The organism is Oceaniferula marina (assembly GCF_013391475.1).
GTDB lineage: Bacteria > Verrucomicrobiota > Verrucomicrobiia > Verrucomicrobiales > Akkermansiaceae > Oceaniferula > Oceaniferula marina.
Window position 1 is genome coordinate 541,763 of record NZ_JACBAZ010000004.1, and the last position, 13,333, is coordinate 555,095.

8 protein-coding genes and 2 tRNA genes are annotated in these 13,333 nt (G+C 53.9%); 4 read left to right on the top strand and 6 right to left on the bottom strand.

All coding sequences use genetic code 11. The features are described 5' to 3' along the window. Positions 1-38: 38 nt before the first annotated feature. The 5 genes from HW115_RS12445 to lpxB all read right to left on the bottom strand — a co-directional run bounded on the left by HW115_RS12445 (position 39) and on the right by lpxB (position 4,144). A complete protein-coding gene (locus HW115_RS12445; RefSeq protein ID WP_178933202.1) occupies positions 39-1,163 on the bottom strand; it encodes a M24 family metallopeptidase in 1,125 nt (374 codons plus the stop codon). A 234-nt stretch (positions 1,164-1,397) separates the two neighbouring features. Beyond that, positions 1,398-1,772, bottom strand: a complete 375-nt coding sequence (rsfS, locus tag HW115_RS12450; protein WP_178933203.1) for a ribosome silencing factor — start codon at positions 1,770-1,772, stop codon at positions 1,398-1,400. A 160-nt stretch (positions 1,773-1,932) separates the two neighbouring features. Continuing rightward, a tRNA-Ala gene (locus HW115_RS12455) sits at positions 1,933-2,005 on the bottom strand. A gap of 122 nt (positions 2,006-2,127) precedes the next feature. Next, positions 2,128-2,994, bottom strand: coding sequence for a zinc-binding metallopeptidase family protein (locus HW115_RS12460; protein WP_227021471.1), 867 nt, complete (start codon positions 2,992-2,994; stop codon positions 2,128-2,130). A 7-nt stretch (positions 2,995-3,001) separates the two neighbouring features. Next, positions 3,002-4,144 (bottom strand): lipid-A-disaccharide synthase, encoded by a 1,143-nt coding sequence (gene lpxB / locus HW115_RS12465; RefSeq protein WP_319609290.1) that lies wholly within the window; start codon positions 4,142-4,144, stop codon positions 3,002-3,004. 60 nt (positions 4,145-4,204) lie between these two features. Here lpxB and trmD point away from each other — a divergent pair, with 60 nt between their 5' ends. The 3 genes from trmD to HW115_RS12480 all read left to right on the top strand — a co-directional run bounded on the left by trmD (position 4,205) and on the right by HW115_RS12480 (position 10,787). Further along, positions 4,205-4,912, top strand: coding sequence for a tRNA (guanosine(37)-N1)-methyltransferase TrmD (trmD, locus tag HW115_RS12470; RefSeq protein ID WP_227021472.1), 708 nt, complete (start codon positions 4,205-4,207; stop codon positions 4,910-4,912). 107 nt (positions 4,913-5,019) lie between these two features. Beyond that, positions 5,020-8,643: a translocation/assembly module TamB domain-containing protein gene (locus HW115_RS12475; protein WP_178933207.1), complete on the top strand. Its 3,624-nt coding sequence runs from the start codon at positions 5,020-5,022 to the stop codon at positions 8,641-8,643. Further along, positions 8,643-10,787, top strand: a complete 2,145-nt coding sequence (locus HW115_RS12480; RefSeq protein ID WP_178933208.1) for a BamA/OMP85 family outer membrane protein — start codon at positions 8,643-8,645, stop codon at positions 10,785-10,787. Before HW115_RS12475 ends, HW115_RS12480 begins: the two co-directional genes overlap by 1 nt. Before the next feature lie 90 nt (positions 10,788-10,877). Here the strand turns inward: HW115_RS12480 and HW115_RS12485 are convergent. Next, a tRNA-Met gene (locus HW115_RS12485) sits at positions 10,878-10,952 on the bottom strand. Between the two features lie 191 nt (positions 10,953-11,143). Here HW115_RS12485 and fusA point away from each other — a divergent pair. After that, positions 11,144-13,261 carry an elongation factor G gene (fusA, locus tag HW115_RS12490; protein ID WP_178933209.1) on the top strand — a complete coding sequence of 706 codons (2,118 nt, stop codon included), beginning with the start codon at positions 11,144-11,146 and terminating at the stop codon, positions 13,259-13,261. Positions 13,262-13,333 lie beyond the last annotated feature (72 nt).

Here is a 13,333-nt window from a genome sequence, read left to right on the forward strand (position 1 = left end):
CGTAGGCACCGCGCCCCGAATTTAATATTTATTTACTTTTACTCAATAATCCACTCGTAGTCCGGCGTGTTGATAAATTCATAGCCGTCTTCGGTAACGAGAACCGTGTCCTCGATACGGCACCCCCCGACCTCCGGAATATACAGACCGGGCTCTACCGTGATCACATGCCCAACCTGAAGAATCCCCTCCTTGTCTCCCAAGGACGGAGGCTCGTGAATGTCCAATCCTAGGCCATGGCCAATCCCGCAATAACATCCTTCCCACTTGCCATCTTCACGCTGCCGGGTCGGGTACCCTCGTCGATCTAACACCTCACGAGCAGCACGATCCACGTCCGCCATTTTTTTGCCGGGGCCAAACTCGGCCAAAGCTGCCTGGAACGATTCGTAAACGGTCTCGTAAATATCGCGCTGCTTTGCTGTTGGCTCACCCTTGACGTAGGTGCGACTCAGATCGCCGTAATAGTAGCTATCGTCATCCCGGGGGAAAATATCCACCACAATCATTTCGTGGGCCTTTACCGGCCCAAAACCAATACAATGGCAATCGGCGGCCTGGAGGCCAGACGCCGCGATCGGATTGTTACTACCCCCGCCAACAGCAGAGGTGGCAGTCCGGATTTCGCGCCGTAGCTGCTCACAAGTGAGCACCTTGCCCTCAAACATCAGGACATCATCCTCACCGATTTCACTTTGCTTTAAAATTTCACGCACCCGGGAAAATCCAGCCTCGGAAATCCTAGCTCCCTCGCGCAATCCTTCAATTTCCTCCGGAGTTTTGATCTCTCGCTGCGGAAACAACGTGCCATGCTCAATCTTAACCTTCACCCCCATCTCACAAAGGGCCGCATAATAACCTGATGGGTAATGATGGGGCACGGTCAGTTCCTCATAGCCAAGCTCACGAACCAGTGCCGCAATGGCGGCGGGTTTGCTTCTCACCCCAAAAAGTTGCTCGCCCCGGTCCAGGAACTCCACCAGATCATAGACCTCGGCAAAACGACCTTCCGACTTGGCTCGTTCGATCTCCATCCGATGGATCAAACACACCGGAGCGTCCATCGGCCCCAACATACAAATGGGGTCCATCGATTTAAATCTTCCAAAATAATAGCCGTCGGACTCGGTTTCGGTGACGGATTCAATGAGATAAGTTGCCATGATACGTAATATGATGCGTGCGGACTGCCTAGCGAACCTCGCCCTATGCTGTCAATGCCCACCACCAGCACTCTGCGCATTGGCCAGTATGTCCTTGGCAATATGCACATTCGGCAGATGTGCTTTCGCCTCATAAAAACGAAGGCACCTCATCGTCAAAAAGGGTGGCCTAAGCAATCAGCTCACAGCAGAGCGTAGGGCCGCTCTCGATTCCGTATCACCCCGAGTTCCGAACTACTCGGAATCTTCTGCTGCCGGCTCCTGCCACTCGACCTCCTTGCCATCGGCCCAGAGGTCTTCCAGGCCATAAAGATCGCGTAGATCAGCGTGCATGACATGAACCATCACATCAATGTAATCGAGCACCACCCAACGAGAATGAGCATCTCCCTCGGCGTTTACCGGGTGCGCGTCATAGGCTTCGGCAACGTGTTTATCCACATCGCGCATCACCGCCTTGAGGTGGGGCAGAGATGTTCCCGAGCAAACCACCATAAAATCTGTCAGCGACGACACACCGGTCAAATCCATGACCCGAATATCTTCGGCTTGAATTTCCTCGGCGGCCCGCGCACATGCGATAGCGAGTTCTTTTCCTTCAATGGCCATGGCTGGAGAGTCTATATAAAAAATCCTGCGGTGTCAGTAACCAGCAGGAATTCCGGGAGTCTTGAATTTACGGTCTTTGTTGGCTGGTCTTAGCTCCAGCTTGTTGAGAGCTTATCTGATTTTATCTGATATGCGACCCATCAACAAAGGAGGAAGGAAATGGAGCATAGCGGATTTGAACCGCTGACCCCCTGCATGCCATGCAGGTGCTCTACCAACTGAGCTAATGCCCCTTAATCCTTTGAACACCACAAAATCATTCGTGGTGCGGGGCGGAGTTATCCCAGCAATCGACCGCTGGCAAGATCTTTTTACTAAAAACCTCGATTTTTTTTAAGGAAACCTCCGAGAATCTTCATTCGGCCGATGCCACCGAAAGCAACCAAGACTGAAGCTCGGATGCCAACGATACGGTCCGCTGCAAACGATCATGGCGGCGGTCTTGCCATGCTTGAGGGGAAAAAACCGACGCCCCAAGCCAAACACTCGCCCCGGAAATTTCGGGTGCGCCCGAAGATCGACCTCGCAGGACATCCCACCACACACGGTCCCGATCATCCGGAGCCCACAATTGCCACTCATCTCCACCGGCAGTGGGAGCCTCATCCATCGTCTGCAAGCCGAGAATCCCGACACATTGCTCATCAGCCCCCAGGCAATGTTTTAGAATCCATTGATTCTGCAGGTTCGGCGATTGTGCAATCGGCAAAAAGACAAACCGTAAGGTTCTAGCCGGCTCCTTCCTCGCCATGGCGGAGGCCAGCATCACCACCGTCGAAAGACAGGTAGCATCCGCATCCTGCCCCTCGCCAGCGTAAGAAGCTGCGACAATAATCACTTCTTCGGGGGCACTCCGCCCCTCGATGTCCACCCACAGGCTCTTCCACTGCCATTCTCCGATGGCTTCCCCGCCCCCCTTTTCCACTTTATAGCCGACATTCTGAGGCCCGAGCCGCCCTTCGATCATCGCAGACGCCTGCTTCATGCCCCTGCGTCCCGACTCACTTCCGTGGTCGCGCGGGCCAATCCGATCCGTGAGCTTGCCCACCATATCTGAAAGGTCTTCAACACGCAGGCCATAAGACGCGATCACGGCACGCTGCCGCTCCTCGTCCCGTTCCATCTTGAAATAGGCCACCATAAACACAATCGTCCCGATCACCACCCCCACGGGAAGGATCATCAGCATGATTTTATATTTGCGAGGAGAATGCTCCGACATCACTTCGTTATTTGTTTGTGAGTTCCAACACATCGACAATCGCCTGGGCCGCCCGTTCGTGGGCCCCGGGGTCACCCAGCCGGCTGGCCGTTCGTTCTAATCGTTGACACAAGGCCTCACGCTCCTCCCGGTCAGTCATCAGACGACTCAAAATACGCTCCACGTGGCCGGGATCTGCATCCGATTGCACCAATTCCTCAACCACCCCCTCACCAGCCAGAATATTGACCAGCCCAATATACTCAACTTTCACCAACAGTTTCCCCAAAGCATAGGTCGGCCAAGCGAGCTTATAGACTAGGCAATAGGGCAGACCGAGAGCCGCCGCCTCCAGCGTCGCGGTTCCGCTGGCGACCACTCCACACGTCGCCCGTTGCATCAATGAATGGCTATTGCCCGTTTTCAACCGAATTTCACAACTCTCAGGGAGTTTCGCCTCCTCAATCATCACCTGCATCTGGCCCTCAAGTTTCTTCGACGCCGCCGCAGCCTCATACCGCCAATCCGGGTAATGCGAATGCATCCTGCGGGCCGCCTCCACCATCATCGGAAAGAGACGATTCACCTCGCGCTCACGGCTCCCGGGAAAGAGCCCGACCAAATCCTCCGCTCGGGTCACCTGCTCACGTTGATCTTCCAATTCATCCACCAAAGGGTGACCGACAAATTGCGTTTCCAGGCCAGCCGATTCAAAAATCGGTTTTTCGAATGGGAAAATACACAACATCAGATCGAGCACTTCGGCCATTTTGGGGATACGGCCTTTGTTCCAGGCCCAGACCTGAGGACTGATATAATAAATAATCTTGGTTTCCGGCAAACGCTCCCGCACCGCTGCAGCAAACCTTAGATTGAAACCCGGATAATCGATCAACACCAAGGCCTCTGGCTTCCAAGCCACCACTTCATCCAACATCTCATAAAAGCGACACTTGAACCACCGGTAATGCTTCAACACCTCCCAAAACCCCATCACAGCGGCATCCTCGACCCAATCCGTCACACCATCCCCTCCCGCATCCCTCATCGCAGGACCTCCAGCACCGCGGAACTCAAGCTCCGGAAGCTGCCGACTCATCGCGTCCATCAGATGCGCCCCATGGGTATCCCCACTGACCTCTCCGGCAATGATGTAAATTGAATGACTCACTCGAGCCTTTCTACCCCAGCCCCCAAAAACTGCAAACCCGAACTTCCTGCAATCATTAGCTTGAAACTTGAATCCGAAAACTTGAAACTCTTTTACATGCGCATCGATATCGTCACCCTCTTCCCCGAAACGGCCCTGGCCCCACTCAGCGAGAGCATCATCGGACGGGCCAGAGGTCAACAACTCATCGATATCCGAGCCCATCAACTGCGTGATTGGGCTGAAGGAAAACACCGGAAAACTGACGAGTATCTCTGCGGAGGAGGCCAAGGCATGCTGCTCAAACCCGAACCGCTCTTTGCGGCCGTCGAAGAACTTCGCCAAGAACACTCACGCGTCCTGCTCATGACCCCTCAAGGATCCCCCTTCAAGCAAGCCGACGCCCGACGACTCAGTAAGCACGAGCACCTGATCATTCTCTGCGGCCACTATGAAGGGGTTGACCACCGCGTGATCGACACACTGGTCGACGAGGAAATTTCCATCGGCGATTACGTCCTCACCAACGGGGCGATTGCCGCTGCCGTTGTCAGCGATGCCATCATCCGCCTTCTGCCTGGAGCGCTCGGTGATGCGCGCTCGTCAGAAGAAGAATCCTTTACCGACCCCAACATGCTCGAAGCTCCCGCCTACACAAAACCCAACAGCTTCCGAGGTATGGATGTCCCATCGGTCCTGCTGAGCGGAAATCACGCAGCAATCAACACTTGGAAAAAAGAGCAAGCCATGATCCGCACCCGTAAAAATCGTCCGGATCTACTCCCCTAGCCTCACCCAACAATTCCCAAAAAAAGATCACACTGACTGATTGTGTTTTTTCAAGGGGGAGCATAACATGTCATTACGATATGTAGAATACTCCCGCCCTTGCCTCCATGCCCGACTCCCCCTCCAAGAAAAACAAAGCCAAGCACAAAGCAAAAAAGGCTCAGCGCAGACCTCGCCGGTGGCCGAAGGTGTTGCTTTTCCTACTCCTTCTCCTCACTCTGTTTATTGGTGTTGCCCAGGGACCATTATTGAGATCCTATCTGGAAAAAGAAATCCAACAACAGCTTCGAACAGCAGGTATTGAAGGAAGTTTCCGCGTCGAGGGCAGCCTCTTTTCCGGCATTGAGTTAAGAGATGTCAGACTAACCAGCAAGGGGATCATCCGGGAACTCAACGTCGCATCCCTCACCGTCGACTACCGACTCACCGAGGCCATCCGTGGAAATTATGACAAGGTGCTAACAGGCATTCGTGGGGACCGTATTGAAATCTGGATCGACCTCGCCGCCACAGCGGACTCAAGCACAACAACTCCCTCTACGGACGAAACCACAACGGCCTCTTCTTCGGACCCAGCCACCCCCATCAACCTCGAAACCATTCGAAGCTACGTCCTTCCAGTCGAATGCTTCATCAATCGTTCTGCCGTCCGAATCAGTCGAGGCCCGGATCTCATCTGGCAGGCACAAGACGTGGCATTAACCCATCGGACTGGGGACGAGATATTCCACCTGAACCTCGGCGAGTTCACCGACATGGATTACCGCATCCTCAGCCACAAGGAAGTCTCACTCACCTGGTCAAAACGAAAACTGGAACTCCAGAATTTCCCCATCCGGCAAGACACCATGTTAGACCAAGTGATTAGCAGCTGGAATGACGAATGGCACCCTTACATCCCCCAATTTCTCCAAGCCGACATCACATGGGAAGGTGGCCTATTCAGAGTCAATCTGGACAAACTTGAAGCGGTCCGCATTTCCCTGAATAAGGGAGCTATTCATCTGGACAAGCTGGCCCAATGGATTGAAACCTCCGATGATGTAGCAGGTGATATCACCAGCCTCGATCTATCCATCAAAGACATCATGGCTCCCCCGAACCAGTTCGAGAGCCGACTCCGGATCGAAGCCGAACACCTACAATGGCAGAAAAAAATGATCCGCAATTTCGCAAGCGACATCTCTACAAAAGAGGGCTCGGCCACGATCAACGCCAGCACTCGAATCGATCGTGAACAGGCAAGCCAACTCACCGCCACAGTGAATATCTCACCCCCAATGGAGGAAACCAATGAGCCCGCCGCGGCATGGCTCAACTGCTGGCACAACAGCTCAGCCAAGGTGGAATTGCAGATCCCTGAGCCCGAGCACATTGCAGCCAGTATCACAGGGTGGTTCGAAGATCAATCGTCGCTCCAAGCTCCACCCGGAGGATGGCCCACCGGAGCCATCACCCTGCAAGGCAATGCCACAGTCAAGGATCAAGAGCTCGAACAAGCCAAAGCATCACTCCTCTACCACGCTCCGGCATGGAGTGACATCCAGGCCGATCAGATCCTCATGCACGCCTCATGGAATCCGGAAACACAACGAGCAGAGGGCTCGCTCAACATCCCGAACCTCATGGGGAGCCATATTCAGGCATCCGCAAATTATTCGCTGGATGACGAGCACTACGATGGCAAGCTTTCGATCCAGTCGCTCGACCTCTCCAAATTCCGATCGACTCTGGAACGCTTCAATCAATCCGTCCCCCGGGCCGGACTCATTCAGATCAACTGGTCAGGAGAAGGCAAGGTGAGCGATCTCGACTCCTATCAGGGAACCATCACAGCCGACATCGAGGGCCTTGAAATTGAAGCCGAGGGACAACCGGCTACCGACATACAACTCAATGGTCAATACGCTCCCGGGATGCAGATTGAACTCAGCAAGCTCCTCGTCACACGTGACAAACTCAAGATCAAGACTGCAGCGAACTGGAAAAACGAAACTCTCCAACTCACCACTCTGGAACTCCACGACCAGGATGCTCTTCTGGTTCAAGGCTCCGCCCAACTTCCTCTGGCCCGCGAATGGTCAGGCATCGAAGCGTTTCTCCGTCAGCCGGGCAAGCTCGAGCTCCAGCTCAAAATTGATGAGATGCCACTCGCGGAAATATACGAACAACTCCCGCAAAACTCAGAACCACTCGTCAAAGGCAAACTCTCTGTGGATTTCACCCTTGGAGGGACATTACTAACACCTTCGATCCAACTATCAACCAAGGCCAAGCGACTCCAATTGATTGGCAATGATAAAATCCCGGTCACCGACATCAACCTGGAGATCTCAACCAAGGAGGATGCCATTCATCTGGATGGCTCCGCCGTCCCGGACGGACATAAGGCACTCGAACTGGCGGGAAACATGCCATTCCACCCAAAACAATGGATCGACGACCCCGAGTCACTTGGCAATGAAGCGATCAACCTGTCGCTCGACACCCGTTCCATCGATCTTTCCGCCTTCACGTCCATGCTCCCGCACATTTCCGAGATCAACGGCACCTTCAGCTCCATCGTCAAACTCACCGGCACCATCGCAGCACCAGAAGTCCAAGGTGACGCCCGCCTACAAATTTCCCGGGTCAACTCAACTCGCGAATCCATTCCGAACCTGCGCGACATCGACATTCGCCTGAACTATGACCAGAATAAACTGATCATCGCCCCATCCTCATGTCTCGTCGCCGGGGGCAAATACAACCTGAGCGGCAATGTCGATTTTCAAGAGTTCAGCAACCCGGTATTCGATATCACACTACAGGCGGATAAAGCACTACTCTGGCGGGATGATGCCATCATCGCCCGCTCCGATGCCTCACTCAAACTCAACGGCCCTCTGGAAAAGGCCAACCTATCGGGCGATATCGGCATCGTTCAAAGCCTGTTCTATAAAGATGTGCAAATCATCCCGATTGGCTCCGGAGCCAACCGGGGCGCCAGCCAGAGATCCAAGGCTGAACTCCCGGCCTTCGTCCAGCCCGATAAAAAGAAAGGAGACCGCTTGAATATCCCAGAACCATTCAACGCGTGGACCCTCAACCTAACAGCAAAAACCAAGGAAGACTTCCTGATCAGGGGAAACATCGCAAAGGGGAACATCAAAGGAAACCTCGTCGTCACGGGCACCCTTGGCAATCCTCAACCCAAAGGAGAGCTTGTTCTCAAGGACGCACAAGCCAGCCTTCCCTTCAGCCGACTCCACGTCAAAGAAGGTAAGGTGTTCCTTACCCCCAAACATGGATTCGACCCCCAGCTCAGTTTAAAAGCAACCTCCAGAATTGGATCCTACGATGTCGAGATCAACCTCTACGGTCTGGCATCCAACCCCAAAACCCTGATGACCTCTCGCCCGCCACTCCCTGAAAGTGAGATCATCCTCCTCCTCGCCACCGGTAGCACATCAGAACAACTCAGTGACGGGGCATCCGCAACAGGCAAAGCCTATCAATTGTTAGTCGATAGCGTCATCCGCTCATCCCCGGGCCGGTTTAAAAAAATCATGAACACCCTCGCCGAACTCAATGAGAAGGTCGACATCAACATCGGCGCATCCGATCCATTCACGGGAAGAAAATACAATTCCGCGCGTGTCGACATCACCGACCGCTGGCATGTCGTTGCCTCGATCGATCTCGATAACAACACCCGCGGAATGGTGGTTTACGCCATTCAATTTAAATAATGAAGCCTGCACATCACAGCATCAAGTTCATCACCAGCCGATGCCTTGTCGGCACGGGTGCACGCATGCTGTCGGTCTTCCTCTTTTTGTTTTCTGCATTACATGCAGCCAATGAAGTCATCCCCGGGGCTCCGGCAAAAGAACTCGCGCAAGGGGTGCAAAAAAAACTGTCTCCCAAACAACTACAGCCGACCGCTACCCCCAAACGACAAACAAAGATCAAAATCCACGGGCTTACCTTTATGTCCGAAGAGCAGGCACTCGGATTGTTGGGAAACATGATCGACCATATTGTTGGCCACGCACCCAGCCCCTCCCGAGCCGATGATGCGGCCTTCCTGCTGGAACACACGCTGCGGCAACAAGGGCTTCCTGAAGCCCAGGTTGATTGGAGAATCGGAAAAAGAAACCGCAACATCATCCTGAACGTCGTTCAAGGCCCCTCACGTCATCTGGGCGAAGTAATCATCAGCGGTGTCGAGCCTGCCATGCAAGAAGAGCTGGTTACTTACTTCAAACAAGAAACCATCGGCTTCAACCTCCTCGGAAAAGGCCAAATTCCATACATTCCGTCCTCGGTGGAAGAGGCCGTGGCGAATGTGACAGTCCACATGCAATCCGAAGGCTACTGGAATGCCGAAACCTCACTCGTCAAAACCTCGATTCAAGTCGAACAGGGGCTCGTCAACCTGCATGTAGCGGTCAAACCAGGCCCCCTCTTTCTCTTGGCTCCCCCCGAACTCAGAGGCCCTATCCCGGTCGACCTCATCCCGCTGCGGCAACAGTTGAGCGCCTATCTCGGATTACCTGCCAATACACAAAACATCAATGCCTCACGCAAAACCACACTCAGTTATTTCCTCAAACTGGGGTATGCATTTACCGAAGTGCAAATGGATAAAGAAACCGTCGGCCATCGCCTGCGCCTGATTTTCACCGTCCAAACCGGAAACCGCTACAAGATTGGCAAGATCAACATTACCGGCTTGGAGCGGACCGACCCCAGCATCCTGCAACGCCGCTTGAATCGCAGCGTCGGAACACTTTACAACCCGGAAAAAGTTGAAGAAAACCGCCGAAAATTCATCTCCACCGGAGCTTTTTCATCGATGCTCATCGATACCTCCCCGCGCAATGACGGCTACATTGACATCACACTCCGAGTTCAGGAAGGTCGAGCTCGGGCCGTGGGAACCCACCTGGGAGCGGGCAGCTACGAAGGTGGCATTTTCGGACTCTCCTACCTCGACCGCAATTTCCGGGGAAAACTACAAACACTCTCGGTGTCTGGAGAATTTTCAGGGTTGGGCCTCCTCGGACAGGCCAGCATCAACGACCCAATGCTCTTCGGATCCGACCTCAACGGTACCTTGCGCGTGTTCCTGCTGTCACATGAGTTCGATGGCTATAAAAAATTCGAAGCGGGCCTGGGAGCCGAGCTGGTATGGATTATCAATGACAACTACGGGATGCGTTTTTACGGTGAAAGCATCACGGCCCGGACCGACAGTGCGGGTTTACCTGACGAGGAGCTTGGCTACACCGAATACGAAGTGTGGCGTCTTGGCATCACCCAGAGGTTGGACTTCAGGGACAATGCCCTCAATCCACACAAAGGGTTTTACGCGGAACTGCTGACCGAAGCCGGAGTTGTCACAGGGGGGTCACCCATCCCCTATTACAAATTCGAACTCCGGAGTAGCTATCGCCAACCCTTTTTCGAGAGTGATTTTCTCACTCTCACTGGACGGGCCGGATTCAACTTCAACGATGACCAAACCAATTACCCGATTGATTTACGCTTTTTTCTCGGTGGCAGCGACAGCGTTCGCAGTTTCCCGGAACGGGAGATGGGACCCAGCGTCCGCGGTGACGCGGTCGGGGGTGAGGCTTATTGGATCGCCAGCGCCGAATACAACCGCAAAATCAAAGGCCCGGTCTACATGAATGTCTTTGCTGATGCTGGGGCTTTAGCCCGTGACACAAGTGGTCTGGACACCGCGGACGTCCATCTGGCAGCCGGGCTTGGCTTCTGGCTGGACCTCCCGATCGGCCCCGTCCGTGCTGAATATGGCTACAATATGAACCGCCGCGACGGCGAACCGGCAGGAACCTTCCACTTCACCATCGGTGTGAATTTCTAAACCAGGAAACCGCGAAAACCGACAAAACCTCAAAACGCGAAAAACCCTTGAAAACTCGTAGTTTTCAAGGGTTTTCGTGGAAAGTATCAATGGTAGCAGGGGGGAGATTTGAACTCCCGACAAAAGGCTTATGAGTCCTCTGCTCTACCCCTGAGCTACCCTGCCTTTCATTGATCGGTGCCGGCTGCAAATTGTGGGGAATTTCGCTCCGGCAGGCGTGAGGTAATGCGAAAACCGACTTTTGTCGAATAAAAATTAAAGAAAGATCACTCTAAGGTTGCCAAATGCTCATAATACGCTAGTTACACGCCTCCGACTTATTTGATTCGGCATCAGTAATCCAAGCAACCAAAGTTATGAGTGACCTTTCTCTTTACAGAAACATCGGAATCTTCGCCCACGTGGATGCGGGCAAGACCACTACCACTGAGCGCATCCTAAAACTTACCGGCAAAATTCACAAAACCGGTGAGGTGCACGACGGCGAATCCACGACCGATTTCATGGATCAGGAAGCTGAGCGCGGCATTACCATCCAGTCAGCGGCTGTCAGCTGCTTCTGGCCAGGTACCAACAACCAGTACAAGCCCCACCGCTTCAACGTCATTGACACACCCGGTCACGTTGACTTCACCGTGGAAGTTTATCGTTCCCTCAAAGTGCTCGACGGCGGTATCGGCGTGTTCTGTGGATCCGGTGGTGTTGAGCCACAATCCGAGACCAACTGGCGCTACGCCAACGAGTCAGCCGTTTCCCGTATCATTTTCGTCAACAAGCTCGACCGTATCGGAGCCGACTTCTACCGCGTCGTTGACCAAGTGAAAAACGTGCTCGGAGCCAAGCCACTCGTCATGGTGCTGCCGATCGGCATCGAAGACCAAATGACCGGAGTCGTGGATCTTCTCACCCGCAAAGCCTGGGTCTGGAAAGATGGTGCGGAAGCCGAAGACTACACCCTCGAAGACGTTCCAGCCGACATGGTGGACAAAGTCGAGGAATACCGCGAGGCACTCATCGAAACTGCCGTTGAGCAGGATGACGACCTGATGGAACAGTATCTCGAAGGCGAAGAGCCTAGCATCGAGGACATCAAAAAGTGCATCCGTAAAGGAACCATCGCTCTCGACTTCTTCCCAACCTACTGCGGAACCGCCTTCAAGAACAAGGGTGTGCAGCTTCTCCTCGATGCTGTTGTGGACTTCCTCCCATCACCTACCGAAGTGCCAGCCCAGCCAGAAGTTGATCCAGAAGGTAACGAGACCGGACGTTTCGCTGAAGTCACTCCTGACAGCCCACTCCGCGCACTCGCATTCAAGATCATGGACGACCAGTATGGAGCCCTGACCTTCACCCGTATTTACTCAGGTAAGCTTGAAAAGGGTATGACCATCCTCAACACCTTCACAGGTAAAACCGAGCGTGTCGGCCGGATCGTCGAAATGCAGGCTGACGAACGCATCGAACTCGACAGCGCACAAGCTGGTGACATTGTAGCCCTCGTTGGACTCAAGAACGTCCAGACCGGCCACACACTTTGTGACCAAAACGACCCTGCAACTCTCGAGCCCATGGTCTTCCCCGATCCTGTGATCTCGATTGCCGTCGCCCCCAAGGACAAAGCGAATGCCGAAAAACTCGGTGTCGCCATCGGTAAGATGGTCAAAGAAGACCCGACATTCATCGTTGAAACCGACCAGGACTCCGGTGAAACCATCCTCAAGGGAATGGGCGAGCTTCACCTCGACATCAAAGTGGATATCCTCAAACGGACGCACAACGTTGAAGTGGAAGTTGGCAAGCCTCAGGTGGCCTACCGCGAAACCATCAGCAAGCGCATCGAAGACAGCTACACCCACAAGAAGCAGTCCGGTGGATCCGGTCAGTATGGTAAGATCGACTACATCATCGAGCCGACCGACGCCGAGGAAGGTGAAGAGTTCGAATTCGAGTCCAAAGTCGTTGGTGGTAACGTGCCTAAGGAATACTGGCCAGCCATTGAAAAAGGCTTCAAAAGGTCCAAGGACAAGGGTGTTCTCGCTGGTTTCCCATGCTTGAACTTCAAAGTCACCTTGGTTGACGGTGGATTCCACGCCGTGGACTCCTCCGCCATCGCATTCGAAATTGCCGCCAAGGCAGCCTACCGTCAGTCGATTCCGAAAGCCGGACCTCAGCTGCTTGAGCCCATCATGAAACTGGACGTCTTCACACCTGAAGACAACGTTGGTGACGTGATCGGCGACCTCAACCGCCGCCGCGGCATGATCAAAGAGCAGGAGCGCACCCCAACAGGTATCCGCGTCAAAGCCGATGCTCCTCTGAGCGACATGTTCGGCTACATCGGTGACCTGCGCACCATGACCTCCGGTCGTGGCCAGTTCTCCATGGAGTTCTCCCACTACGCCCCATGTCCAAAGAACGTCTCCGAGGAGGTGATCGCGGACGTGAAAAAGCGCGAAGCTGAGAAGAACAAGTAAGTTCGACTCCAAGCATTTACCCAATCAACCAAGCGCCGGCTCATATGAGCCGGCGCTTTTTTGTGGCAGCAA